Origin of the sequence: Labrys sp. LIt4, from assembly GCF_017813775.1 — a bacterium.
Classification (GTDB): Bacteria; Pseudomonadota; Alphaproteobacteria; order Rhizobiales; family Labraceae; genus Labrys; species Labrys okinawensis_A.
This window is the reverse complement of sequence record NZ_JAGIPY010000030.1, coordinates 1-26,456: the sequence shown is the minus strand read 5'-3', so window position 1 is coordinate 26,456 and position 26,456 is coordinate 1. Positions and strand designations below refer to the sequence as shown.

23 protein-coding genes, 1 tRNA gene and 3 pseudogenes are annotated in these 26,456 nt (G+C 59.6%); 22 read left to right on the top strand and 5 right to left on the bottom strand.

What is annotated here, in order from left to right; all coding sequences use genetic code 11:
- Positions 1-77 (top strand) — tRNA-Met (locus J8I29_RS29310).
- A 107-nt stretch (positions 78-184) separates the two neighbouring features.
- Here the strand turns inward: J8I29_RS29310 and J8I29_RS30505 are convergent.
- Positions 185-292, bottom strand: coding sequence for a transposase (locus J8I29_RS30505; RefSeq protein ID WP_348536206.1), 108 nt, complete (start codon positions 290-292; stop codon positions 185-187).
- An 81-nt stretch (positions 293-373) separates the two neighbouring features.
- Positions 374-1,035: pseudogene (locus tag J8I29_RS29305) on the bottom strand (IS3 family transposase); the annotation flags it as partial.
- Between the two features lie 206 nt (positions 1,036-1,241).
- Here J8I29_RS29305 and J8I29_RS29300 point away from each other — a divergent pair.
- From J8I29_RS29300 to J8I29_RS29230, 15 genes are all read left to right on the top strand, one after another.
- Positions 1,242-2,396, top strand: a complete 1,155-nt coding sequence (locus J8I29_RS29300) for a transporter substrate-binding domain-containing protein (protein ID WP_209434365.1) — start codon at positions 1,242-1,244, stop codon at positions 2,394-2,396.
- 12 nt (positions 2,397-2,408) lie between these two features.
- A complete protein-coding gene (locus tag J8I29_RS29295) occupies positions 2,409-3,017 on the top strand; it encodes an ANTAR domain-containing protein (protein ID WP_068290287.1) in 609 nt (202 codons plus the stop codon).
- 462 nt (positions 3,018-3,479) lie between these two features.
- On the top strand, positions 3,480-4,727 hold the full coding sequence (locus J8I29_RS29290) for a transporter substrate-binding domain-containing protein (protein WP_209434364.1): 1,248 nt from the start codon (positions 3,480-3,482) through the stop codon (positions 4,725-4,727).
- Between the two features lie 71 nt (positions 4,728-4,798).
- Positions 4,799-5,689, top strand: coding sequence for an urea ABC transporter permease subunit UrtB (gene urtB / locus J8I29_RS29285; protein ID WP_209434363.1), 891 nt, complete (start codon positions 4,799-4,801; stop codon positions 5,687-5,689).
- A 26-nt stretch (positions 5,690-5,715) separates the two neighbouring features.
- Positions 5,716-6,810 (top strand): urea ABC transporter permease subunit UrtC, encoded by a 1,095-nt coding sequence (gene urtC, locus J8I29_RS29280; protein WP_209434362.1) that lies wholly within the window; start codon positions 5,716-5,718, stop codon positions 6,808-6,810.
- On the top strand, positions 6,807-7,604 hold the full coding sequence (gene urtD / locus J8I29_RS29275; RefSeq protein ID WP_209434361.1) for an urea ABC transporter ATP-binding protein UrtD: 798 nt from the start codon (positions 6,807-6,809) through the stop codon (positions 7,602-7,604). Before urtC ends, urtD begins: the two co-directional genes overlap by 4 nt.
- Entirely contained in the window at positions 7,597-8,292 is a 696-nt protein-coding gene (gene urtE, locus J8I29_RS29270; protein ID WP_209434360.1) for an urea ABC transporter ATP-binding subunit UrtE, read from the top strand. The genes urtD and urtE overlap by 8 nt, the downstream gene beginning before the upstream one ends.
- Before the next feature lie 48 nt (positions 8,293-8,340).
- A complete protein-coding gene (ureE, locus tag J8I29_RS29265; protein ID WP_209434359.1) occupies positions 8,341-8,793 on the top strand; it encodes an urease accessory protein UreE in 453 nt (150 codons plus the stop codon).
- Positions 8,790-9,476, top strand: a complete 687-nt coding sequence (locus tag J8I29_RS29260) for an urease accessory UreF family protein (RefSeq protein WP_209434358.1) — start codon at positions 8,790-8,792, stop codon at positions 9,474-9,476. The genes ureE and J8I29_RS29260 overlap by 4 nt, the downstream gene beginning before the upstream one ends.
- 25 nt (positions 9,477-9,501) lie before the next feature.
- Entirely contained in the window at positions 9,502-10,197 is a 696-nt protein-coding gene (locus tag J8I29_RS29255) for an urease subunit gamma (RefSeq protein WP_209434357.1), read from the top strand.
- A 14-nt stretch (positions 10,198-10,211) separates the two neighbouring features.
- Entirely contained in the window at positions 10,212-11,924 is a 1,713-nt protein-coding gene (gene ureC, locus J8I29_RS29250) for an urease subunit alpha (RefSeq protein WP_209434356.1), read from the top strand.
- A 13-nt stretch (positions 11,925-11,937) separates the two neighbouring features.
- A complete protein-coding gene (gene ureG, locus J8I29_RS29245; protein WP_209434367.1) occupies positions 11,938-12,576 on the top strand; it encodes an urease accessory protein UreG in 639 nt (212 codons plus the stop codon).
- A complete protein-coding gene (locus J8I29_RS29240) occupies positions 12,573-13,448 on the top strand; it encodes an urease accessory protein UreD (RefSeq protein WP_209434355.1) in 876 nt (291 codons plus the stop codon). The genes ureG and J8I29_RS29240 overlap by 4 nt, the downstream gene beginning before the upstream one ends.
- A 42-nt stretch (positions 13,449-13,490) precedes the next feature.
- Entirely contained in the window at positions 13,491-14,093 is a 603-nt protein-coding gene (locus J8I29_RS29235; RefSeq protein WP_209434354.1) for a HupE/UreJ family protein, read from the top strand.
- A 197-nt stretch (positions 14,094-14,290) separates the two neighbouring features.
- Positions 14,291-14,881 carry a helix-turn-helix domain-containing protein gene (locus tag J8I29_RS29230; RefSeq protein ID WP_209434353.1) on the top strand — a complete coding sequence of 197 codons (591 nt, stop codon included), beginning with the start codon at positions 14,291-14,293 and terminating at the stop codon, positions 14,879-14,881.
- A gap of 150 nt (positions 14,882-15,031) precedes the next feature.
- On the opposite strand, the gene J8I29_RS29225 is transcribed toward J8I29_RS29230, so the two are convergent.
- Both J8I29_RS29225 and J8I29_RS29220 read right to left on the bottom strand, forming a co-directional pair.
- Entirely contained in the window at positions 15,032-15,394 is a 363-nt protein-coding gene (locus J8I29_RS29225) for an SDR family NAD(P)-dependent oxidoreductase (protein WP_209434352.1), read from the bottom strand.
- Positions 15,395-15,459: 65 nt separating this feature from the next.
- Positions 15,460-15,543 (bottom strand): annotated as a pseudogene (locus tag J8I29_RS29220) (cupin); the annotation flags it as partial.
- Positions 15,544-15,664: 121 nt separating this feature from the next.
- Between J8I29_RS29220 and J8I29_RS29215 the strand changes: the two are divergent.
- Positions 15,665-15,826 (top strand): annotated as a pseudogene (locus tag J8I29_RS29215) (IS481 family transposase); the annotation flags it as partial.
- A gap of 31 nt (positions 15,827-15,857) precedes the next feature.
- Here the strand turns inward: J8I29_RS29215 and J8I29_RS29210 are convergent.
- Positions 15,858-16,901 carry an AP2/ERF family transcription factor gene (locus J8I29_RS29210; protein ID WP_209434351.1) on the bottom strand — a complete coding sequence of 348 codons (1,044 nt, stop codon included), beginning with the start codon at positions 16,899-16,901 and terminating at the stop codon, positions 15,858-15,860.
- A 107-nt stretch (positions 16,902-17,008) separates the two neighbouring features.
- Between J8I29_RS29210 and tssI the strand changes: the two genes are divergently transcribed.
- Genes tssI through J8I29_RS29185 form a run of 5 tightly spaced genes read left to right on the top strand, consistent with a single transcriptional unit; the run spans position 17,009 to position 26,264 of the window.
- Positions 17,009-19,561, top strand: coding sequence for a type VI secretion system tip protein TssI/VgrG (gene tssI, locus J8I29_RS29205; RefSeq protein WP_209434350.1), 2,553 nt, complete (start codon positions 17,009-17,011; stop codon positions 19,559-19,561).
- A gap of 5 nt (positions 19,562-19,566) precedes the next feature.
- The gene (locus J8I29_RS29200; protein ID WP_209434349.1) at positions 19,567-20,760 is read left to right on the top strand and encodes a DUF2169 domain-containing protein; all 1,194 of its coding nucleotides are present in this window, start codon (positions 19,567-19,569) and stop codon (positions 20,758-20,760) included.
- Positions 20,757-21,161 (top strand): PAAR-like domain-containing protein, encoded by a 405-nt coding sequence (locus tag J8I29_RS29195; protein ID WP_209434348.1) that lies wholly within the window; start codon positions 20,757-20,759, stop codon positions 21,159-21,161. The genes J8I29_RS29200 and J8I29_RS29195 overlap by 4 nt, the downstream gene beginning before the upstream one ends.
- A gap of 51 nt (positions 21,162-21,212) precedes the next feature.
- Positions 21,213-25,673, top strand: coding sequence for an RHS repeat-associated core domain-containing protein (locus J8I29_RS29190; protein ID WP_209434347.1), 4,461 nt, complete (start codon positions 21,213-21,215; stop codon positions 25,671-25,673).
- Between the two features lie 3 nt (positions 25,674-25,676).
- The gene (locus J8I29_RS29185; protein ID WP_209434346.1) at positions 25,677-26,264 is read left to right on the top strand and encodes a hypothetical protein; all 588 of its coding nucleotides are present in this window, start codon (positions 25,677-25,679) and stop codon (positions 26,262-26,264) included.
- Positions 26,265-26,456: the final 192 nt, after the last annotated feature.

The following is a 26,456-nucleotide window of genomic DNA, read 5'->3' as shown; positions in this document are numbered from 1 at the left end:
CGCGGGGTGGAGCAGCCCGGTAGCTCGTCAGGCTCATAACCTGAAGGCCGCAGGTTCAAATCCTGCCCCCGCAACCATCTTCATTTGGGATTTGCCCGCCCCCTCGGCGGGCTTTTTCGTTTGCGTCGCAAGCGTCAGGATGCCGGCCAGATCACCGCGTACGTCGATCTGGAGCGAACCGCCCTCAGGTGTGAGCCTCGGCCCGCCGGCAGATGTCCGCCACCGGCACGCCATCCGCGCCCTGCTTGAGAATGAACGCCTTCTGCGCTTCCGAATACTTCGACGCCTTCATCGTCTTCCGCTCCTCCCAGCCTCGGGGTTCGGCTGCGGAAAACTCTAATTCAAAACGGTCCAATTTTAAGGGTTCAGATCAGCACCAGACCTGGTTCGGCCGCGTGATCTCCAGATCGCGCAGCAGGTATGGGTAAATGCCATGCTCGGGATGTGGATCGCTCGTCCGCGGGCGCTGGTAGATGGGCGACAGCCCCATCCTGGCCATCAGGCGCCGCACCCGTCGTCGCCCGGCAGCATGGCCGAGCCGCTGGAGGTGTCAAGCCATCTGTCGGCTGCCATACCAGGGATGATCCAGAAACGAGGCGTCGATCACCGCCATCAGCGCCAGTGTCTCCGCCGTCTCCGGCACGGGCGCGTAATAGAAAGAGGATCGGCTGATCGACCCCAGCCGGCACTGCGCCGCGATCGACAGGGTGGTGTGCTCCCGCTCGATCATCTGCCGCCGCTTCGCGACGCTCATCGCGCGAACCCCTTTGACAAAAATCCCGCTCCACCACCAGTTGCCCGATCTTTGCGTGCAGCTTCTCGATCTCGGTGTCGCCTGCGGGTTTGGCGGATTCGGGTCGCACCCGAGAAGGTCGCCGCCATGCCGTCGATCGCCTGCCGCTTCCACGTCGCGATCATCGTCGGGTGAATGCCATGCCTGGTCGCCAACTCCGCCAGCGTCAGATCGCCTCGGATCGCCTCCAGCGCCACGTTAGCCTTGAACTCGCCCGTATATCGCTTCTGTGTCGTCTTCATTTCCGTCCATCCCTCACCTCAGGGATAGCTTGGCCTCCTGTCCGGAAAACCGGCACCACCTCAGTCATTGGCCGCTGACGCATTGCGCTCGCAACCTCGCGAGTATACTCCTATAGCCGGAGAAACAGTGGCGTTTCCCGCTCTCGCCTTTGTCGACCGGCCCGACAGGCGTATTCCTGTCTGTGCTCCGTTCTCAGGTGATAGTTGTGACCAATGACGATTGGAAAATCGGCGTTCTATTTTCCAAGAGCGGCGTAACAGCTGCCGCGGAAATAGCCGAAGCAAATGCGACGCTCCTGGCCACCGAAGAAATCAACGCTGCGGGGGGCGTGCTTGGGCGAAGAATTGCGCCGACATTCTACGATCCGGAATGTTCCGCGCGTCGATATCGCGAACTGGCCGTTCGGCTCCTGACCGAAGATCGCATCCAGGCCATCTTCGGTTGTTATATGTCGACGGCTCGAAAGGCCGTTCTTCCGGAGATCGAGGCCTATCGCGGATTGTTGTTCTATCCTACATTTTATGAAGGATTTGAATATTCCAACAATTGCTTCTACACGGGTTCATCGTCAAATCAGAATGCTGTCCAATTGGCGCAGTATCTGATCGAGAATTACGGCAAGAGATTTCTGCTGGTTGGCTCAAACTATGTTTTTCCATATGAATATAATCGCGTCGTAAGCGATCTGGTTACCTTGGCCGATGGAGCAATTCTGGATGAGATTTATGTTCCGGTCGAAGCGGTTCGGAAGGATTTCGACAAGGTCATCAAACGTATAAGAGAGCTCAAGCCGGACGTGCTGGTGTCCAACGTCGTTGGCACGGGAGCGGTGCTCCTCTATCAGGCCTATCGTGAAGCGGGCTTCGACCCCAATTCGATGCCCATTGCCAGCTTGGCGACGACCGAGGCCGAGGTGGCCCTTATGCCGGCGGGATTGGCTGCAGGCCACCTGACGGCTGCCTCGTTTTTCGAGACCTTGGACACGCCTGCCGCCAGGCGCTTCGTGACGGCCTTCAAACAGCGTTTCGGCGAGGGCGCGCCGGTGACAGCCAGCGCGGAAGCCGCGTATTTTCAGACATATCTCTATGCAGCGGCGCTTGAGCGGGCAGGGACCGACAATCCCGACGCTCTTGTGCGCCACTTGGCGGGCTTGGAATTCGACGCACCGCAGGGGCGGATTCGTATTGACCCCGACAACCATCATACGGAGCTGTGGGCCCGTATCGGCAGACTCAATCCGCAAGGCAAATTCGACGTCATCTGGGAGTCGGAGACACGGGTAAGGCCGGATCCTTATTTCGTCACGGCGGCGCATGACGGCTGGGCCAGCGGCGTGACCCGCGCCCGTCGCAAGGCCTGATGGGAGCAGGCGATGACAGCCCATCTGCTCAAGGATCTCAAAGGCCTGCGTGTGCAGGTCATACATCCGCCCGATGCCCAGGGCGTGGCGCTGGTCGAACATCTGCGCCGTATCGGCTGCAGCTGTGAAACGACATGGCCGCTGCCGCAGGCCGTGAGTGCGACCGCCGTCGTGGTCCTGGTCTCCATCGAGCAGGAAAACCGGGACAAGATTCTGCGCCTTTTCAGGCCTGTCGAACCTTCGGACCCCGCCGTCCTGGCCGTCGTCTCGTTCGAGGATCCGAGCACGCTGCAAGTGGTGCTGGAGTGCGGTGCACTGGCCGTGATCGAGAGGCCCATTCGTCCCTTCGGATTGCTCACAAACCTGATCATCGCCCGTTCGCTCTGGATGGAGCGCCAAAGCGCGGCCAAGCGCATCCGCAAGCTCGAACGCAAACTCGCCGGCAACAACCGGATCTTGAGAGCCAAGACCATCCTCATGGAAACGCAGGGGCTCAGCGAGCCGGAGGCCTATGAAAGCATACGCAAACAGGCGATGGGCAAACGCGTGGCGATGGACGATGTCGCTACCGCAATTATCAATGCTTATGAGCTCTTGACGTTCAAGGAAAGTCGTGCCTAGTATGAAACTTAGTTGACGTCCGGTGAAACGGCGTCAATCTCGGCGATGGACAGTGTAGTCCGCGCCATTTGGCTGTGCAGCCCGCAAACTCCCGTTCGGAGTTGGCGGGTTTTTTGTTTTGGTTGGGCCGACAAGGCTGTTGGCCTCCTATCCTGCAGTATCGGCGACACTGAGCATGCGCGAGCCGGCGCATGCGAGGCAATGCTTTTACTCTCTATCCGAAATCTCTGACCAGACCTTGTCGCCTGGCGCTTGTGTGCGCCCAGGCGGCAGGACCCAAATCGAAAAGAAGGATCCCAGTTCATCGTCTTTCGACGGCAGCCTCCCGCCGAGATCGGAGAGGCTGGACCGCAATGGTCAGGGCGTGCTCGGCGCGCCCGCGAGACTTCCGAATGATCCTGCACGGCCGCGAGGGGCGGCTCGAAGACAAGGACGCGCCCATCGAGGCGCAGAGGAGGGGTAATGAACGACAAGACAAGGCGTGCCTTTCTCAAGGCAAGCGGATTTGCGGCTATGGGACTGGCGGCACCGACCATCCTGCGTCTGGGCGATCGCGCCTGGGCAGCCGAAGAGGTGCCAGTCGGCATCATGTATTCGCTCACCGGTACGACGGCGATCGTCGAGAAATCGATGAATCAATGCGCCCAGATGGCAATTGCTGAGATCAATGCCAAAGGAGGCGTGCTCGGCAAGCAATTGCGCCCGGTGATCGAAGATCCTGCATCCGAGCCGCGCACCTACAGCGAAAAAGCACGCAAGCTGGTGATGGAAGACCAGGTGCCCGTCATCTTCGGTTGCTACACTACCGCCAGCCGCAAGGCGGTTCTGCCCGTGGTCGAGCGTCGCAAAAGCCTGCTGGTATGGCCGACCTGGTACGAGGGAGAGGAGTGCTCCAAGAACGTACTCTATGCCGGATCCGCGGTCCCAAATCAGCAGCTCGAGAATTCGTTGCCATGGCTGAAAAAGAAGCTCGGGCGCAACAAGCTCTTCATCGTCGGTTCCGACTATGCCTTTCCTCGGGGCATGGCCAAGACTTCGAAAACCATCTGCCAGAAGATCGGCATGGAAGTGGTCGGCGACGAATATCTTCCGCTCGGTCACACCGAATGGGCATCGATGGTGTCCAAGATCGGATCGAGCGGGGCGGACGTGATCTTTTCCAATGTCGTCGGAGATTCAATCGTCGCTTTCTATCGCGAGTTGCGCAACCAGGGCTATAGTTTCGACAAATTACCTTTGTGCTCCTCGACCACGACCGAAGTCGAGATCAAGGCCATGGGGCCGGAATATGCCCTCGGCAGCTACGTATCACTGCCCTATTTCCAGACTGTCGAAACGCCGCAGAACCAGGCTTTCGTGAAGGCGTTCAAGGCCTATGCCGGTGCCGATGCCGTAACCCATGCCGCCATGGAGGCTGTCTATATCGGCGTTCACATGTGGGCGATGGCGGTTGAAAAAGCCGGTGAATTTTCGGCCAAGGGGGTGGTTTCGGCCGTTGGCGGGATGTCCTTCGACGCCCCGCAAGGCAAGGTCACGATCGACCCGCAAAACCTCCACAGCTACCTGACGCCCCGCATCGGCAAGACACGAGCCGATGGATTGCTCGACATCGTCGATCAATATCCCGAACCGCTGCTGCCGCTCCCCTATTCCAGCGTCGGGGAAAGCGCGGAGAAGCGTCTCTGCACCACGAGCGGCGCATCGCTCTAACGCGTTATCGGTCGGACTCCAGGCCGTTGCAGACGCTGCACGGCCACCGGCCACTTGCGATCGGGTTTGAGATGGAAACCTTCGTCATCGGGCTGAGTATCGGGTCGATCCTGTTCATGGTCGCGCTCGGTCTTGCGATCATTTACGGAACCATGAAAGTCATCAATCTCGCCCATGGCGAAATGGTGATGATCGGTGCCTACGTTACCGTATTGGCGACCCGTCATCTGGGCTTGAATATCTATCTGTGCCTGCCCTTGGCGTTCTTCGTCACGGCGATGTTCGGCCTGGCGATCGAACGTTCGGTCGTCAGCCGTCTCTACGGACGTCTGCTTGATACTCTGCTGGCGACCTGGGGCATCGCCCTCATTCTTCAGCAACTCGTCCGCATCCATTTCGGGCTGGCCCTGTTCGGCATCAAGATCGATGGGCTCGGAGCGGACCTGCAAAATGTCCCGGTACCGGTCGAGCTGCAGCAGACTTGGCATCTGCTGGGAGCCAATATCCCCGTCTATCGGGCCTTTGTCTTCGGGGTTGCCGTCCTGCTTGGGGCCGCGACCTGGTGGCTCCTTTACCGCACGCGATTTGGTAGCCAGCTAAGAGCCGTATCGGTAGCCAGGAACACGGCTGCCGCCTGCGGCGTCAACGACAAGAAGGTCAATGCCCTCGCCTTCGCCTATGGCTGCGGCCTTGCGGGTGTAGCAGGCGTTCTCGTCTCCGGGTTCAAGACGGTGTCGCCGGACATGGGAACGTCCTATGTCGTCGACGCCTTCCTCGTGGTGGTCGCCGGAGGCGTGGGCCAGTTGCTGGGTACCTTCGCCGCGGCCGGAATACTCGGCGAGGTTCAGAGCTTCGTCGCCACCTGGCTCAATGATGTGTATGGCCGCACTGTTCTGTTTGCCGTGGTCATCCTCATCCTGCTGTTCAAGCCGCAAGGCCTGTTCGTGACCAAGAGCCGCTGACACTCCCAAAGACCATGGATGAGCGTATGACATATCGAAGCACTTCCATTGCCGCCTACATAGTGTTCTTTGCGGTGGTGTTCGCCCTCCCGTTCTTCCTCAACAGCTTCTGGACCAATCGGGTTGCAACATATCTCGTCTATGCAATCTGTGCCGTCGGGATAAGTCTGGCCTGGGGCTATACGGGAATACTTAGCCTCGGCCAGGGCCTGTTCTTTGGAATGGGTGCCTATATGCTTGCCATGTCGCTCACGCTGGCGGTGCCGGAAAACAACCCGGTGCCGGATCTGATGCTGCTCAACATGCAGCCGGATGCCGTGCGCGATCTTTGCTGCGTGACCCCGGGTTCCCTCCTGTGGATTCCTTTCAGATGGGTCGCGATCGGCATGGTGGCGGGATTGCTGGTGCCCTGCGCCCTGGCCGCGGGACTTGGCTATGTCATGTTCAAGCGACGCACGACGGGTGTCTATGTCAGTATCATCACCCTGGCGTTCGCGCTGATCGGGCAACTGCTCGTGATCAACAATCAGCCCTTGACCGGCGGCTTCAACGGCCTTGCCAGCTTTGCCCCGCTGACAATTGCCGGTTTTGAATTCGACCCTTACGGGCCCAGCGTCTATTACGCCGTTGCCGGCATTCTGTTCCTCGTCGTGCTCGGACTTCGCCTGCTTCTTTCGGCCCGCATCGGACAGGTTCTCAAGGCGATCCGCGAGGACGAGGCCCGGGCCCGCTATCTGGGCTATGACGTCGAGAGCTACAAATTGTTCGTGTTCTGCCTCTCGGCCACCATAGCAGGGCTGGCAGGCATGTTGTTTACCCTGACGGCGGAGTTCGCCTCGCCCTCCCTGATGGCGACGTCGTTCAGCATCTCCATGGTGATCTGGGCCGCGACGGGCGGGCGAGCCTCCCTGCTGGGGGCCTGCATCGGCGCCCTGCTGGTGAATTTCGTCGGCTCCTATGCCAGCGAAAATGCCGCGCTCCAGCCGGTCTGGCCGATCATCCTGGGCGGGTTGTTCGTTTTCGTGGTGCTGGTGATGCCCAATGGCCTCGTGGGCCTCATCAAGGCGTGGTTCGAACGCACTCCGCGTGACAATTCCTCGCGACGGGAGGCTTACCCATGAACGCCGTGACCAGGATACAGGCTGCGCGACCGCAGGCCGCGACCCCGCCCATTCTGACGACCCGCCAGCTCACCGTCCGCTTCGATGACTTTCCGGCCGTGAGAAATGTCGACCTGTCCATCGAGGATGGTGAACTGAGGGTCATCATCGGTGCTAACGGTGCCGGCAAATCGACGCTGCTCGACCTGCTGTGCGGCAAGGTGCTGCCGTCGGAAGGCGAAATCTGGCTGCGCGACCGCAACATCACCGGTATCGGCGAGGCGGCGATTGCGCGCAGCGGCGTCGGCCGGAAATTCCAGACACCCGCCGTCTTCAAGGAGATGACGGTGCTCGAGAATTTGCAGATCGCAAGCAACCGGTATGTCAAGGTTCGCGACAATCTGTTCCGGCGCTTCTCGCGGGGGCCGAGCGACCGGGAATTGGCGGTCGCCGAACGGACGGGGCTGTCTTCCTTCATGAAGCGCAAGGCCGGGGAATTGTCTCACGGCCAGTTGCAATGGCTGGAGCTGGCCATGGTCCTCAGCCAGGATCCCAAGGTCATTCTTCTCGACGAACCAGCCGCCGGAATGACCGCCGCCGAAACCGACAAGACGGCCGAGCTCCTGCTGGCACTGGCCGGCGAACACACCGTGCTCGTCATCGAGCATGACATGGCGTTCGTGCGCAGGATCTGCCGCACCATAACCGTTCTCCACCAAGGTTCGGTCCTGGCGGAGGGAACGGCGGATGACATCGAGAAGAACCCCGCCGTCATCGAAGCCTATCTCGGTTCTGCGACGCTCAGCCATGCTTAAGATCAGCCATGTCAATGCCTTCTATGGCACCAGCCACATCATCCACGACCTCGACCTGGAGATACGCAAGGGCGAGACATTCTGCGTCCTCGGCCGCAATGGCGTGGGCAAGACCACATTGCTGCGCAGCCTTCTGGGCATTGGGGTGCGCACCACGGGGAGCATCGAGTTCCAGGGCCATGAGATCGGCAGGGCCCTGACCCATGATCGCGCCCGGCGCGGCATCGGCTATGTGCCCCAGGGGCGGGAAATCGTTCCAGGCATGAGCGTGCTCGACAACATCCTGCTTGGCTGCAATGCACGCGCCGATCGCAAGACCGACGTGCCACCGCTTGTCTGGAGCCTCTTTCCATTCCTGAAGGACCATCTTGGGCGGCGTGGAACAAACCTCTCGGGCGGCCAGCAGCAGCAATTGGCCATCGCCCGCGCTCTCGCCACCGATCCAAGCCTCCTCATCCTGGATGAGCCCACCGAGGGCATCCAGCCCAACATCGTGGAAGACATCGAAAGGGCGATCATCGCGCTCAACCGCGATCACGGCCTCACGATCATCCTGGTCGAACAGAAGATCCGCTTCGCTCGAACGGCGGCACATCGCTTCGCCATCCTTGAGAAAGGGCGCGTCGCGGCGGCCGGCCCGAGCAGCGACCTCACTCACGAACTCGTCCATCGGCACATGAGCCTGTAGCGCGTCGCAACGGCGGACGCCGCAACCGAACAATGGGAGGAACCCAGCATGCTTCGCATCGAAAGCCTTGTCGGCGCCAGCACGGATCCCGGACTGCACGAGCATCTTCATCATCTCGAACATCACGGTGATCTGGAAGTGGTCAAGATCGCCGTCGGGGACCTTGATCGTCGCCGCTTGCTCGCCCGGACCGAACGTGGCGAGGAACTCGCCATCGCACTTCCGCGCGACCAGAAGCTGTTCGACGGGGCGGTGCTGCTCATGGAAGCCAGGCGGGCCATCGTCGTCAAAGCCGGGGAGCAGCGCTGGCTCAGGCTTTCGCCGCGCGGGACCGAAGAAGCGCTGGAGCTGGGCTACCATGCCGGCAATCTGCATTGGCGCGTGCGCTTCGAGGGCAGGGACCTGCTGGTGTCGCTGGATGGCCCGGTCGCCGACTATATCGCGCGCATAGACCCGCTGGTCAGGAGCGGAGCCGTTCTCGCGGCCGAAGAGCACCAATGAACACGCTCGATCCGAGCCCTCTGCTCGTGGCCCTGCAGCATGCCGACAGCCAGTTTCCATCCGGAGGCTTCGCGTTCTCCCAGGGGCTGGAAGCGTCCGCGCTCCTGAAGGACACGCTGGGTGGCTGGGACCTGGCCGATTTCATTCTCACGCAGCTCGGCCAGCGCTGGGCCGAGGCCGACCGCGTTGCCCTGATCAGGGCCCACCGCTGTGGAAGCGAACTGGCAGGAGTGGCGGAACTGGACCTTGAGGTCGAAGCGTCGACCTTCGTGGACGGGCTCAGGGCCGGTTCGCGCCGGAACGGCATGGCACTGCTGACGACCCATGCCCGCATCGGTACGCCGCAAGCGTCGCAATACCGGGCATTGGTGCGTGAGGGCTCCGCCTGCGGGCATCTGGCCGTCATGCAAGGCCTGCTCTGGCGGGCGGTCGGGCTCGACGAAACCGCGGCCGCCTCGATCAGCGGCTACCAGGCCGCCGCATCGCTCGCCACCGCAGCGATCAGGCTGGGCCTGATCGGCGCCATCGAAGCGCAGGCCATCCTCACCACGGCCCTGCCGGTCATCGCCGGAATTTGTCGGGAGCCGGTGGCCGACGACGAACCGATCCGCTCGTTCAATCCGTTGACTGAAATCGCCGTCTCTTTTCATCGCGGCGGCGGCCAGCGGTTGTTTTCCAACTAGCCCGATCAAAGAGGGAAGCACATTCATGCTGCTGACGCCCACTGAATTGGAACGCCTTACCATCTTCACCGCAGCCGAGCTGGCGCGCAAAAGACGCGCGAAGGGCCTGAAGCTCAATTATCCCGAAGCCGTGGCCTTGATTTCCGACGAGATCCTCGAAGGCGCGCGCGAGGGGCGCTCGGTGGCGGAAATGATGGCGCTGGGATCGCAAATTCTTACGCAGGACGACGTCATGCCCGGTGTCGCCGCCATGCTTCCCATGTTGCAGGTGGAGGCAACATTCAAGGACGGCACCAAGCTGGTCACGGTTCACGACCCCCTGCGTCCCGCGCCCGACGGCCCTCTCGACGGTTTCGAGCCGGGAGAAATCGTCAGCGAGGAAGGCGAGATCGAGCTCAATGCCGGCAGGGAGAAACGGGCGCTCCGGGTGATCAATACCGGCGACCGTCCCGTGCAGATCGGCTCCCACTACCATTTCTTCGAGGTCAACCGGGCTCTGGAGTTCGATCGCGCCGCCGCCTTCGGCATGCGCCTCGACATCGCGGCCGGCACGGCGGTGCGCTTTGAGCCCGGACAGGAAAGGGAAGTGGAGCTCACCACTTTCGGGGGACAGCAGATGCTTTCGGGGCTGAACGCGTTGTCGGACGGCTTGGCCCGGGATCCCAACGCCAAGGCAGCGGCACTCGAGCGTGCTCGCGCCGCCGGCTTTCGCGGCGCTTGAGAAGGAGACGACAGATGGCCTTCCTCTCCCGCCGCGACTATGCCGCGATGTATGGACCAACCACGGGTGACGGCTTCCGGCTCGGCGACACCTCGCTCATCGCGGTGGTCGAGAAGGACTACGCCACCTATGGCGACGAGTGTCTTCATGGCGGTGGAAAGACACTGCGCGATGGCGCAGGCCTGGCCGCCGGTGTGACCAGCGCCGAGGGGGCGCTGGACTTTCTCTTGTGCAATGTCACCGTGATCGATGCCGTGCTCGGGATCGTCAAGGGCGATCTCGGCATCAAGGAAGGGCGTATCGTCGGCATCGGCAAGGCCGGCAATCCGGCAGTCATGGACAATGTCGATCCTCGCCTGATCGTCTCGGCGGCGACGACCGTGCGGGATTGCGAGGGGCTCATCGCCACCGCCGGAGCCCTGGATGTCCACGTCCATTTCGACAGCGCCCAGCTTTGCGAGCACGCGATCGCCTCCGGCATCACCACCATGCTGGGCGGTTCGCTGGGACCCATCACCGTCGGCATCGATTGCGGCGGCGCCTTCAATGTCGGCAAGATGCTGCAGGCGGCCGAACAATGGCCGATCAATTTCGGTTTCCTCGGGCGAGGCAACTCGCACAAGCCAGCCTCGCTGGTCGAACAGATCGAAACGGGCTGCCTCGGCCTCAAATTGCACGAGGACTGGGGCACGATGCCCGCTTCCATCGACACCTGCCTGTCGGTTGCCGAAGATATGGACTTTCCAGTCCAGATTCACACCGACACGCTGAACGAGTCCGGTTTCCTGGAAGATACGCTGGCGGCCATCAAGGAACGCACCATCCACATGTACCACACCGAGGGCGCGGGAGGCGGTCATGCGCCCGACGTCATCCGCGTTGCCGGTGTCCCCTGGTGCCTGCCGTCGTCCACCAATCCCACCAATCCCTACACGGTGAACACCTTCGACGAACATCTCGACATGACGATGGTGTGCCATCACCTCAACCCCTCCATACCCGAGGACGTGGCTTTCGCCGAAAGCCGCATCCGGGCACAGACCATCGCCGCCGAAGATGTCCTGCACGATATCGGCGCGATCTCGATGCTGGGGTCGGACAGCCAGGGCATGGGCCGCATCAATGAGGTCATCTGCAGGACTTGGCAACTCGCCGACAAGATGAAGAAGCAGCGGGGGCGCCTGCCGGAGGAGAAGACACGTTTCGGCGACAATGAGCGGATCAAGCGTTATGTCGCGAAATACACCATCAACGCCGCCCGCACTTTCGGGATCGCCGATCATGTCGGTTCGCTCGAGGACGGCAAGATCGCCGACATCGTGGTCTGGCGGCCGGCCTTCTTCGGCATCAAGCCGGAGCTGGTCATCAAGGGCGGCTTCATCGCCTGGGGTGCGATGGGGGATAGCGCGGCCTCGCTGATGACTTGCGAACCCCTCCTGTTGCGCCCGCAATGGGGAGCGTTCGGGCGGGCCAGGCAGGCGCTCTCTGCTTGTTTCGTCAATCCGGCCGCCATCGATCGCGGATTGGCTGACACGCTCGACCTGAAGAAGCCGTTATTGCCCTCCCGCGGATCGCGGACCTTGTCCAAGAAGGACATGCTGCACAACGACGCCTGTCCCCACATCCGCGTCGATCCCCAGACCTTCGATGTCTTCGTCGACGGTGAGCTTGCCACATGTGAGCCAGCCCACGAGCTGCCGTTGGCGCAGCGCTACATGTTGAGGTGATGTCGTGGACACAATGCGTGAATTGACCGAGCGGGCACCATCCCGCGCGGGCGCGGCCCGTGTAGGCATCGGTGGACCAGTGGGGTCGGGCAAGACGGCGCTGATCGAGCAATTGATCCCGGCTTTCGCGGCACGGGGCGTCTCGCTGGCGGTCGTCACCAACGATCTGGTGACGGCGGAGGACGCCGAGCGGCTGCGGCGTTCCGGCCTGATCGATCCGGCGAGGGTTGCGGCAGTCGAGGCTGGCGCCTGTCCCCACACGGTCATTCGAGAGGATCCTACCCTCAACATCGCCGCTGCCGACGAGTTGGAGCTGCGCTTTCCCGATGCCGAACTGATCCTGATCGAGAGCGGCGGCGACAATCTCGCCTCCACCTTCTCGCTGGATCTCGTCGATTGGTGGATGTTCGTCATCGATGTCGCCGGAGGGGACGACATTCCCCGCAAGAACGGCCCCGGCGTGCTCAAATGCGATCTGCTGGTGATCAACAAGGCCGATCTGGCGCCCTATGTCGGCGTCGATCTCGATCGCATGACGGGCGAGGCCGGCGCCGCCCGCCGGGGGCGTCCGCTGGTGCTGACCAATTGCCGCAAGGCCAAGGGCATCGGCGCAATCGTGGACCGCATCCTGGCCGATGTGTTGTTCCGATGACGCAGCATTGGCAGCCACCATCGCTGCATGGCGATCCGGCCGTGCACCTCCCGGCAGAGCATCGGGGCCGTTTCGAATTGGACTTCATCCGGCACGGCGCGAGAACGACGCTCGCACGGCAGTTCGTTTCCTACCCATTTCATTTGACGCGGCCCTTCCGGCTGGATCCCGCCATTCCCTCCCTGCTCACGCTCTATCAGCAATCGTCGTCCGGAGGTCTCTATCGGGGGGAACGGCTCTCATGCCGATTTCGAGTCGGGGAGGGTGCTGCCGCTCACATAACCACCCAAGCCGCCACGATCGTTCATGACTGCCAGGGCAGGCCCGCTCATCAGGGGGCTGTCATCCAGGTCGAGGCCGGCGCTTTTCTGGCCTATGCGCCCGATCCGCTGGTGCTCTTTCCAGGTGCGTCTTTTACAGCCAGCCTTGAGGTGAAGCTGGCGGATGACGCGGTCGTGTTCCTTTGCGATGCACTCACCACGCATGATCCTCGGGCGGAAGGGCGTCGTTTCGACCGGCTCAGTTCGGATGTGGTGATCCGCAATTCGAGCGGAAGGCTGGTCGTCCGTGACTGTTTCCAGCTCACCGGCGAGGCACTGCGCGAACGGACTTCGCCGATGGGACGCTGGCAGGTCATGGCGAGCTACCTCGTCCTCGGTCCTCCTTCCCGTCTTCCATCCCTAGCCGAGCTTCAGCATTCGCATGTCGAGGGCCGTGCGATTCTTGGTGTGAGCGCCCTCCCCAACGCGGCCGGTTGGGGCATCCGCTGTCTTGCCGCAGATGCGATCGCAGCTCGAAAAACTTCCGACCGGTTGTTCTCAACGTGTTGCCAGGCTGCGTTCGGCCATTCCCCCACGCCCCGGAGAAAATGAAGCCTCAGGGGTCGCTGACTGATTTCGAAAGGAGATAAGCCCATGAAATCCCGCTGCACCGTTCCATTGCTTGCCGCGATCCTTGTCGGCGCCATGACAGCCGCTGCCAATGCCCATACGGGCATCGGCGATACCAGCGGGCTCGCCCATGGTTTCCTGCACCCTGTCAGTGGACCGGACCATATTCTGGCCATGGTCGCCGTCGGATTGTTTGCCGCTCAACTGGGCGGCTGGGCGATCTGGCTCGTTCCCTTGAGCTTTGTGGCCGTCATGGCATCCGGCGGAATATTGGGACTGGCCGGCGTCACGTTGCCGTTTGTCGAACTGGGCATCGGCCTTTCCGTCCTCGTGTTGGGTGCTGCCGTTGCCTTTCGGCTGCGCGCGGCAGTGCCTGTCGCCATGGGACTCGTCGGCTTTTTTGCAGTCTTCCATGGTTATGCGCATGGCGCCGAGATGCCTGAGAATATCGGCGGCTTCGCCTATGGCGTGGGCTTCCTGCTCGGAACCGCCATGCTGCATGCCATTGGCGTGGGAGCCGGCCTTGCCGTCGGCAGATCGCAAAACGGCCGCGGAGAACTCTTCGTCCGTTCGGCCGGAGCCCTTATTGCGATCACCGGTGCGGCTTTCCTCGGTGGGCTTGCCTGAAAGGGCCGCGCAGGCGTCCTGCTCCAGCGGCAGTGCAAACGTCGATTATTGCAAGGACATAAGCGGGCGTCATCGACGGGGACCCGGCCGACGTGTCTACGTCCGCGTTCGAGCCGGCGCCTCCTTCCCGTTGGAGCGCATGCACGGCTCAAGCCAAAACAACGTCATTGAGCAATTTGGCCTGTGGGAGAGCTAGGTTGTCGGTAAGAATAAAGAAGGAACGCCTTCCGGTCGCGATCGGTCGAGAGTTACGGGTCTGCCGGGAACGCGAAGGAATCTCGGCTGTCGATCTTGCACGTGCGGCTCAAATTTCCGGCGGCACCCTGTCGAAGATTGAACGAGGCACCATCACGGCATCCCTGACGATCATACAGTCCTTGGCAAGAATTCTTGGCGTTTCATTGTCTACGTTGATAAAAAGGACGGAGAGGCGTCGCGAGATCATTTTTGTCAGGCATGCCGACGTAATAGGATCAGGTGTGTTCCCTGTCCAGAAGGGCGTCTACAACTTAGATTTCGGTTCGGTTGATTCTTATAAAGATTTCCTTCAAGCCACGCCTTCTTTGATGGTGATTTACGATGAGGACTATTCCATTCCATCATCTCAAGGGAAGGGTTATGTTTTAATCTTCATGCTGGAGGGTGAAATGATATATCGCCACGGCTCGGATAATCATAGATTGAAATCAGGAGATAGTCTGTTCTTCGATGCTGAAATTTGGCATGGCCTTGCCAAAACTGTCAAAGCCCCTCTCAAGTTTCTACAAATAAATACATGTTCCAGATGATGAGCATTGTATAAAGGTTAGTTTCATTCGTTTTAATCTACCAATGAACTTTCATCCAGCGGCGATTTGGTGATGCCTATCGAAACGATGTACACGAAAGAACTTGCGTTCTTTCGAGAGGCTGCCGGCCCGACCGTGTGCCCCGACAGATCATGTACAATGAATGCCCCGCCGGTTCAGATTGGGTCTGTCGATGTCGGCATTTTCGTCTGTCGCCTCGTCAGCGGTTGCGACCGGCGTCCCCAGCGCCACGCCGGCATTGGCGAACAGGATGTCGAGAGTCACGAAAGCCGCCTCGATCTCGCCACGCATGCGCGCGAGGTCGGCTAGCGAGGCGACATCGCCATGGATCGCCAGCACGTCGCCGCCGAGTTCCGCCTGGACCGTATCGAGCTTGCCCTTCGACGTCCCCATGATGGCGATGCGCGCACCATTGTCTCGCAGGATCCGCGCGCTGGCGAGACCGATGCCACTCGAACCGCCGGTGATGAGCGCTGTCTTTCCGTAGAGCATGTCCGGAACCCTCGTTTCTCTAAATAAATGCGACTCCCTCAAATGAATTGGGAGTCGCCGTTGAAGATTTCTTCGCCGCTGGAGTGCAGATGACAAGGAAAGCAGGAACCCGGCGCATATCGTACGATGCTGGTTGCGCGGGCCAGATCAACGCTGGCAGGTTGTTCGTCACGACAACGTCGTCGGGCTCAAGTGTCGGGATCAGGACCTGCTAGCCATCCGGCGCACGACATCGATTGCGATCGGCGACAGCGTGATCTTGCATGGTAGGAAAGTGCGGTTTCAAGTGTCGTGGCCTTTCGCCGTCATATGCTTCTGCCGCCGGACGATTGCCGTTATGCGTCCCAGCCGACGATCCCGCACCTGACGTGCTCCAGCTTGCATCGCTGTTTGCAAAGGCATGGCATCTCCCGCCTGCCTGATTTGGGAGGCACATCCCCATCGAATGATCGGCAGTTGCTTTTCATGTCTTGGTGCGAACGAGTTCCTCGGGCACGAAGACCGTCAATTCGAAGTCCTTGTCGAAATCGAACGCCTCGCCGGCGGCGAGCGCTCGCCCCGGACCAGCGAAAAACCAGATCCTGACGTTGCGATTATAAAGCGTCTCGATGGCGGTTGCGATCTTGTTGCGCATCAATGTCATCAGTTCATCAAGAGAGCGCGGTTCGCGAGCGCGGGTTTTTGCGCCGAGTGTGCTTTTGATCAAGGGCCTGGGCCAGCCGCTTCCGCTGACCCGTATCGTCAGTTCCTTGTTGGCGGGATAGCGGTGGATGGCAATGCCGAGCCGGGCTGGCAAGCTGCTGTCATAGTGTTTGTCGATGGCCGCCAGCCGGGCATCGATTGCGGGATCGGCCAGCTTTTCGCTGATGACCGCGTCGAACGGCGGTGTCAGGCGCTCTGGGAAATTGCGCCGTGCCAGGGTGTCGGCATAGCTATTTTGGGTCAGAAAACTGACCTCCAGAAGCCCCAGCCATTCCTGTCTTTGTGCGACGGCTAGGGCTCGCGCCGTCTCCTCGCCATGTTTCCTGACTGAAAAGTCTTTCCTGCGCCTTTTGCCATTCACGCAGATCGAAGCGCCCCAATAGGGCCCCTTCAATCCCTTGATAAATCGACCCACGCCCGGGACATGATCGGCTGAATGGGCGGGGTGAAGACGCGTGTGCCGTTCATAATTGGTGACCGGAGGCAGCACGGCCAGGACCTCGTCGCGATAGGCGCAGGCCTGCGCGCAGGCGGCTTCTTCCGAGCCATAGTCACGGAACGGAAACAGGCGTCTTATCCACCGTGTGTGGAGGCGGATTTCGACCAGCCAGGTATGCTGCTTGCCGGCAACCGCGGGCTTGGAAATACCATAGTTGTTGTCCAGGCGATTGTCCTCAACGCAATCACCATGCTCTTCGGGCGATGATTGCAGTCGAGCGAAAGCCAAGGCGCCTGTGTGACGTTCCTTAGACTGTAAAATTTCTCCAGCAGGCAAACTATTAGAGATAGTTTTAGCTCGTATCATGATACCAGGTTGTCGCCTTCATCGTATCGTACTGGTACTTGTACGCTCATTATAGCCCTGCTAGGCCGATATTACGTTGCGGGATATAGCACAAGGACGGCTAGGCGATGGCGCTCGATGGGACGGATATCGATACTCTCGCAGGCGAAGGGTTTGTGCAGGCCGACCGCAGCATCAGGCTGGAAAGCAGTCTCGGCGCTGACGCGTTGCTGGCCGAGCGTCTCCATTATCGTGGCGGCATCAACGACCTATTCGAACTCACGGTCCAGGTTCGGGCCAAGCGCCAGGATATCAAGCCGCAGGAGGTGATCGGCAAACTATGCGATGCCTCGGTCGAGATCGAGGAGGGCAAACGCAAATACTGGAATGCCCTCGTCGTCGGATTGACCGAGGGGCCGCCGGTGACACGCGGCGCGCGCTCCTACACCCTGAATCTTCGGCCCAGTCTGTGGAAATTGTCGCAAAAGTCCGACTGGCGGGTGTGGCAGAACCTCACCAGCATCGACATCGCCAAACAGCTTCTGTCCGAACACGGGCTGCCGGAACCGGAAGTACGGTCTGTGCTGGGGCAACCCAAGCCTTGGGTCTATTCCGTGCAGGCGGGTGAGACAGATCTCGACTTCCTGCGCCGAAGGCTCGAAGCGGATGGGATTTATTTCTATTTTGACTTCCAAGGTGGCGCGAAAGGCTCCGTTTCAGCAACGCACCGTCTGGTGCTCTCCGACCATCAATCCGGGTATGCCACGCCGGGAGATGGCGAGGGTCAGGTCCGCTTCAGCATGGGCAGCGCCGACCACAACCACATCAATTCCTGGCAGCGGCATTTTCGCTATATTCCGAGCAAGAGAACCGGCTCTGACTGGAATTTCCTGTCGCCGTCGAATGTGCCGGTTGCCGACACGCCCTCGAGTATCGAGATCGACGGCAACCAGAACTATGAACTCTTTGAGTGGCAGAGCATATCCGGATATGGCTCGGGCGATGCTTCCGGCGAGATCGACACAAACGCCGTTGAACGTCAATCGAAGTGGCGCATGCAGGCGGCGGAGGTCGATCATGAGCTCATCGAGGGCGCTTCCACCGTGCGCACTTTGGAGGTCGGCCAGAAGTTCACCCCCCATGATGTCGCCAATCCCGGCAACACGTTCGAGGAGATGGTGATCTTCAAGCAGGAGGTGTGGGCGCACGACCATTCCTACGAGGCGGCCGGCAATGACGAACCCGAATATACCAACCGCTTCGTCGCCCTGCCGGCGCGGGTGCCGGCAACGCCCCATCGCCGCACGCCAAGGCCCAGGGTCGAAGGCAGCCAGGTCGCGATTATCGCCGGACCAGTGGGCGAGGAGGTCCATTGTGACGCCCACTCGAGGGTAAAAATCTACTTCCCCTGGGACCGGCGCGCCAAGAAGGACGGCAGTGACAGTTGCTGGATCAGAACGTTACAGAATTGGGGAGGGTCTTCCTGGGGTGGTCAGATCATCCCAAGAATAGGGATGGAAGCCCTGGTCACCTATATTGACGGCGACCCCGACAGGCCTGTGATCAGCGGGCTCGTGCCCAACGCAAAACAGACCGTGCCCTATCAGCTGCCCGATCACAAGACAAAAAGCGTATTCCGAACCAACAGCTACAAATCCAACGATCCGACCAAGTTCAACGAACTTTCCTTCGAGGATGCCACAGGCCAGGAGAATTTCCATCTGCACGCGCAGAAGGACATGACCTCGAAGGTGCTCAACAACCAGATCCACACGGTGGATGCGAGCGCCTTGCATTCCTACGGCCAGCAGCATCAGCTCACCGTGGGCGCCAATATGAACCATCAAGTCGGCGGCGGGCTGAACCAAGTGGTCGGCGCGACGACGGGGGCCGGTGCGGCGGCGCTGATGAGCGGAGCGCTCTCCGGGCTGATGGGCCAGAGCGCGGGCATGCTGCAACAGGCCATGGCGATCGCCGCTCAGGCGGCGGCCGGCCAATCGGGCAGTGCGGCATCGAAGACAGCCGGTGCCGCAGCCACTGCGGTGACATCGGCGGCAACCGCCGGGCTTGGCGCTGCCGCTGGTGGTGGAGGTGGGGCGAGTCCTGCTGCTGCTGTCCTCAAGGGCGTGGCTGCCATCGCCCCGGCTGTAGCTCCGGCAGGCGCCGCCAACCAGGGTGGCATTGCCGGCAGCTTCGGCTCGGTGCTCGCCTCGGCAGCCTTGGGCGCCGCGTCCGGCAAATTCGACGGCGCCCTATCGGCGGCAACCTCCGTCGGTCCTTCGACGTTGCACAGTCTGGGCGGCGCTCCCATGGCGGCTGCCGGCACATCCGCCCTCGGTTCTCTTGGCGGCCTGATCGGCCCTGGCATGTACAATATGCTCGCCGGCCTCACCCACAACACCAGCGTCGGAGCGATCCAGACCGAGCAAGTCGGTACGGCGAAGGTCTCTGCGGTGGGACAGGTGTTCAAGCAGAAGGTCGGGCATAGCTACCACATGAACGTAGGTGAGGAATTCGTCATCAGTGTCGGTGAAGGGGTGGATGCCAACGGCAGTACGACACCAGCGAAATCGGTACTGATGATGAAGGCCAATGGCGACATTCTGCTGCACGGCATCAGGGTCTATATCGTTGGCGATTCTCATGTCCAAATTGTCTCCGAGTCGATCGACAAGAATTAGGTGGCTTGGAGAACGCCCTCGCCATGCCAGAATTGGAAAACCACACACCATTTGTGAATTTCCGGTACTATTCATCGGATAGCAAAGGACAAGATTTTGGTGTTCTTATCGTCAAGGCGACCTATTCGTTTTCACCGTCCGGACGACTCCTCTTGGCTGAGGAACAGGCGCCGATGGTATTTACAGACCTTTGCCACGGCGCGGTGAACGTCACGTCATTGCGCCACCCCTCGGACCTCGTGCCCAACAAGCCGCGTACGGACGTCATCGTCAACGCCGTGGCTCGCGCCCCTGAGGGCAAGCCTGCTGAATCTTGGATTTGCGGCCTGCGGTTGGAAAGCCGTGATGGCGCATCCATCGTTGATAAATCTCTACGGGTCACGGGGCCACGCCGATGGCAACCACGATGGAAACGGCCATTGTCAGAGAGTGAAAGCCAGGAGTGGCAAAAGCACCGACGCTGGTTCGGAAATTGGGAACTCTCACAGCCCGAACCCATCACACAATTGCAGCTGCACTACGAGTACGCCTATGGAGGCTTCAAGCCGAAGGGCTTCAGGGACGACGGGCAGACTGTTCGCGAATTCGATAGGCGCAATCCGATCGGCCGAGGCATGCTCGACGAGGAGTGGACGGATCATACAATTGCTCATGCAGCGCCGCAGATCGAAGCCGTTGATGACCTGATCCGCGAGCCTTACAAGATTTATGCGCCTCAGAGTTTTGGACCGATCCCTCCTGCTTGGAATCCGCGCCTGCCATTGGGTGGAACTTACGATGACAAATGGCGGCGGGAGACTTGGCCGAATTGGGCGGCGGACTATGATTTCGCTTTTCACAATTCGGCCCATCCCGATCTAATCTGTCCAGGCTATCTCAAGGGGGATGAGCGCTTTACCCTTACCAATCTTCTCGTAGACAGGCAGCGAGCGCTCATCGAATTGCCAGGAGATACTATTCTCCTCGATCTCATTAAGCCGGATGGTGGTGTCGATCAGCGGGAAATGGCTCTCGATACCGTCTTCCTTGATGTTGCTTCCGACAAGCGCCGCAAGCGTCATGTTTTCTTGAGTTGGCGATACAATTTCCAACCTGATGTCTATCAGACCATCCGTATCTTCCTTGGTCATCTGACGATGACGAGTAATGCGCACGAACAAGCTAGTCGAATTCCCGGCACAGAAAGGACGACGGCGTGAGTGAATTCAGAGTTTCAGCTCGGCAAGATGCCGCCGACGTCATTGTTTCCAGAGGACCAGATGTGTGCTGGACACCGATCGGTGATTTCTGGGTGCCTGTTCCCTATAGTTCGATCGCCTACATGGATACAGCAGTCCGGGTATCGACCACGGTTCGCCTCAATGGAAATTACGATTTTCAACTGAATTCGCGTTGCGCCACCTCCACTGGACATGAACCCGGAACAGGCAAGGGTGTCGTCCGACCGGGATATCTCGGGCCAGCGCATATCGAAACAGCATCGTACTATTCCTATTCCGAGGGGTTCGCGACTGTCGCCCATCGCGATCCGGCCTGGATCAATCGTGAGGAAGTTGGGCCGAAAGAGCCGGAGAAAACGCCGACGATAACAAACATGTAAACGGCAAATGCGGCTTCGTCTGCAATTTATAATGTAAGGGTGGAAGATTCTATGGCGGATGAGACAAAAACTGTAGATTCTTCTCCAGAAGGCAGGTTCATTGAAGTAAACGGCAGGACGTATGAATACCAGAATTGGAACAATTCTTTTGTAGACGCGAATGGGAACGCCTACACTTTAACACAAGCCACGGCATGTACCGTTGACAACCCGTTGGGCGTACAAATGACGCCATCGAGGCAGGATACGCTCAAGGCACCAACGGACTACGGTGTTGTGCAGGCATTCGCCGGAGGCGTTGTCGACAATGCTACATTTGGTCATGCCGCTGAAGCCGGCGCAGCTACGAATGTATTATTTGGTGGTGGGTATAGCTATATTGAAAACGACAATTCAATTGCGGCTCGTTACCAGAGAGTCCTGCCGCATTTCAAAGAAAAAGCAGGAAATTCTCAGTTCTTACATCCCTATGCTTGGGGCGGCGGACAGGTTGCGACAACGTTGGCAGCAGTGGCGCAGGCAGCGCCAAAAGCAATCGTTGAGAGATTCATAAAGTCAAACGCCAAGAAGCAAGTTGGGAAAACAACTGTCAGAGAAGCGGTTGACGCTGGCGAACCCGTATCGGTCGCAAATGGCGAATATCTGGAAACCTGGCGAGATTTCTTTGTCCCCGGAGCGACTTTGGCTCTCGACGGCTCACGCTATATGGGCCTCAAGCTGCCCATGCCAACGCGTTGGCGCAATCCGCTCGGTGCTTGCCAGATTTCGGCCTTCGACGAGTTCTTCGCTAATCCCGATAGGGGGGTGCTGGAGTTTCATCAGGCGGACGGCAAGATTGTCTCCTTTGAGCGCCCCTTCAACTTCCTGCCCTCGGTCAATGCCGCCTATCCGCATCTGGAGCTGAAGGCGCCCTGGCTTGGCCAACTCACGCTCAAGGACAGGCGTATCGTCAAGCATTTCGCGCAATATGACGACCGCTTCTATCGTCTGGAGAAGATCGAGGATCTCAACGGCAATGCGCTCAGCTTCACCCGCTCGGAAACAGGCGTGCTGGAGAAGATCGAGTCCAGCGATGGATTGGCATTGGTGTTCAGCAATGACGGGGAAGGCCGCCGCCTTTCGATTGCACTGATCGGCACGGACGGCTCGGAATTGGAACTGGCCCGCTACGCCTATGACGCTCGTGGGCGGATGATTTCCGCCGACTGCGCCTTCGGCATGTCGGTGCGCTATTATTGGTCCACGACCAAGCCGCTGCTCAAGCGCTGGCACAATCTGACGCGTCGATCGGAAACGGTTTTCCAATATGACGCCGAGGGCCGTGTCGTCCACACCGCTACCAGCGGCATCTGGAACGACGATCGCTTCCGCTATAACAGTGAGGCCCGCGAGACCACTTATCTGCCGGCGGGTGAGGAAACACGTGCCCAACGTTTTCACTATGACGAGCATGAGAACGTCACGGCCGAGATCGACGCGTTGGGGAGAACGGTTCGCCATCGCTACGACGAAGTTGGACAACGCATCGCCACCGCCGACGCCAACGGGAATGAGAGTCGCGCCCGCTACGACATTCGCGGTAATGTACGCGAGTTAACCGATGCCGAGGGACGCAGCACCGTCTATGGCTGGGGACCTCACGGGGATGTCGACATTATCATCGACGGTGCTGGCGGGGTGCGCAAATTCGAGAACGACCGCTTCGGCAATGTGGTTGTGGCCCGTGATGCCGAAAAGCACGAGACGCGCTTCGAGCGCGACGAACGCGGGCGCCTCACCAAAACGATCTTTGCCGATGGCACTGAGGAAACTCGCGCCTATGACGAATACGGCCGCCTCGCGCAGATCCGCGACGCCAAGGGCGGGCTGACGCGCTTTGGTTATGACGCCTTCGGGCGGATGGTGGAACGGGTGGACGCGCTCGGCGGCGTCACCAGGCTCGACTACGAAGCCGGTGCCGGCGGCTTTGCCACGCCGACACGGCTGACGCGGCCGGATGGGGTGAGCATCGGCCGGCGCTTCGATGCCGAGGGCTCGCTCGCTTCGGTGAGCGATGGCGAGGGGCGACAATGGCATTATCGCTTCGGAGCCTTCGAGGTGCTGGAGGCGATCACCGATCCCAAGGGCGGCGAACTCTCTTTCGGCTATGACAGTGAGGGACGCCTCATCGCCGTGACCAACGCGATGGGGCGGGTCTATGCCCTCAACCGCGACGTCGCGGGCCGGGTGATCGAGGAGGAGGATTTCGACGGGCGGGTGACACGCTACCGGCGCGATGCCGGCGGGCGGGTGATCGAGGCGATCAAGCCCGATGGCGGGCGGCTGGTCTATGGCTACGACAGGACAGACAGGGTCATCCGTATCGAAACCTTCGCCCCGAAGGCCAAGCCCGAAGACGTTCCCCAGGATGTGACGCGGTTCTGGTATGACGGGCGCGGCCTGGTGATCAAGGCCGAGAACGGCGCCTCCTTGGTCGAGTATGAACGAGACAAGAATGGCGCCATCGTCGCCGAGACGGTGAACGGACGCCGGGTCGAGGTGAAACTCGACGCGATGGGCCGGCGAACCGAGCGCCGGCTTACGACCCCAAGGGCCGACAATCCGGGCGAAAGCCTGATTACCTACAGCCGCGATCCGCTGGGGCTGATCGAGAGCCTGACCATCGACGGCCATGCGCCGCTCTCCTTCCAACATGACGCGCTGGGACGGGAGACACGACGCTCGAGTCCGGCCGGCTTCCAACTGACGAGCCGGCATGATGCTGTGGGCCAACTCATCGAGCAGATCGGCGGGCGCGATCCAGGCGAACGGATATGGCAGGCGGCGTTCGGGAAGGCTTCTTCTCGGAGCTCAGGCACTGGCATCGAACGCAGCTATCGCTGGGACCGGGCCAACTCGCCCCTTGCTATCCTCGATGGACTGTGGGGCGAGACTACTTACGAATACGATGCCAATGGCCAGGTGGCAGCGACCAAGGCGGGCGAAGGGACCAGCGACGAATTACGTGAATGCTTCCAGTATGACGCAGCGCGCAACCTGGTCAGCACGGCAGCGGCCGGGGCCGGCAAGTTGCATGGCTTCGGCGAGGCACTTGGCAAGCTGACGGCCTGGAGCAACACGCCGGGCGGCGTGGTGCAGATCGCCCGTGGCCCGCGCGGGGAACGGCTCGCCCTCACCCATGACGAATGCGGACGGGTGATCGAGCGTAAAGTCGAGCGCAAGGGCTTTCGGCCCAAAATCTGGCGCTATGACTGGGATGGGCACGACCGACTGGTGAAATGCGTCACGCCGGAGGGTGATATTTGGCGTTATGGCTATGATCCGTTCGGGCGGCGGGTGTGGAAGGTCCGCGAGCTAACCTTGGCTGAAGCGCGTAGCCACGCCAGCCGTTTCCCTAGCTTAATCGCCGTGCGCCGGGTGACGCCAGACTATGCCAGCGGCCTGCTGCCGCCGCCCTCTGAGCGTCGGAACGGTCTGCCGGGACAGGATGGTGATGACGGGGACGAGCCGCCAGTCATCGGCACCGCCTATAGTTGGGACGGTGATGTCATCGCCGAGGAAGCACCGCTGCGTCTCGATGGCTCCACAGACTGGCATAGGGCCACGCGCTGGCACTACGAACCGGGCAGCTTCCGTCCGCTTGCTAAGCAGGAGGCCCCGCAGCGGAAGCTGCGTCCGGATGGTAAGTGGGAGGATCAACGCGGCCAGCTACTCTACATCGTCGCCGACCACCTTGGCACGCCAAAGGAGATGGTGGATGAGCGCGGCAAGGTGCAATGGGCCGCAAGCTATACCACCTGGGGTGTCATTCGAGGCCTCAAGCTCGCTGTGCCCGAAGCGGCCAACGACGATCTTGCTGAGAACTTCGGACCAGACGGCGGAGGCGAGAGAGGCGGCTTTGCCTACCGTGCCACCCGCGGCAGTCTGGCGCTCAAGTCTATAGCCTGGGATAAACCGCAGGCACAGCTTTGTCCGATCCGTTTTCAAGGTCAGTGGGAGGACGAGGAAACAGGGTTATACTACAATCGCCACCGGCATTATGATCCGCTGGCCGGGCAGTATGCCAGCCCCGACCCGATCGGGCTGGAGGGAGGGGATCGGCCCCAGGGGTATGTGGCAGCGCCAACAGTATGGATTGATCCGTTTGGAAAACAAGCGCGAGATGCGCTAGGAAAATGGACTGGTCCAGGTACAAAACCTGGGGGATTGGCCGAACAAGCGGCGGCTACAGCATATCGAAATGCTGGGTTTAAGTACTATGAGCAGATTTACGCACGAGCCCCTAATGGTGAAATTAGTATATTAGACGGAGTGGCGGTTAAAGATGCGAAATGGATCGTCGTAGAGTCTAAACCATTGGGCCGATCATTAACTCCGGGCCAAAGAGCCATACAAAAGGCCATACAAGATGGAAAACAGATTCAACTCTATGGGAAGAATGCGAGCGAGATACCGGGGCTCCCCAAAGACGGAATGATAAAATTTGATCAGTATGAACCAAACAGGTATTAGAGAATGAAGACAGAGTCCAATAAAATAAAGGGTATTGTGAGAAGCAATTCTGTGAAATACTCAGATAAGTACAGTGCCTTTTTTGGAAGTGGTGACGGAGTTGATTACGGAATATTCTTAGACAAAAACGGTAATATCGATTCTGTTGATTTGTACAATTCGTTGATTTTAGACGAAAGTTTCAAGATATTCGAAATCCCCATTCCAAGATCAGCGCAGCGTAGAGTCATGTTGAGACTGATATCTCCACTTTTTTTTATGACAGGTGGAGAAAATCTTGAAAAGATAAAATCAATATCGGATTTTTCTGTAGATAACTTTAAACCCATTGAAGATACTTTGTCGCGGTGGGCGGGAGATATAGATGCTGTATTATACAGCGCCGTGACAGCTGAAAGGAATATTAGAAAGAATAATATCACTCAAAAAATTGATATATATGAAACCATAGTTATAATATTTGTTATTAAAAAGGACTATAATTCCGCTGTAGAATATAGTAATATATATTTTAAACTTCGGGGTGATATTCCAATTTTTAAAAATAACCCAATAAGCCTGGCCCTTGAGTATTTAAGAATAAATTCGTGATGGAATTACGGTGCCTGAAGGCGCTTTCCACATATGACAATGCATTCCATTGAATGCGCGGGGTCGTGGATGCCGCACGGTCTATTACTGAACAGTTTACTAATTCCGACTATCACGCATCGAGACGCCTTTGGGTGCCGACGTGCTGCTGCCCGAACGTGCGGAGATGCGCGAGGCGGTGAACGACCTGTT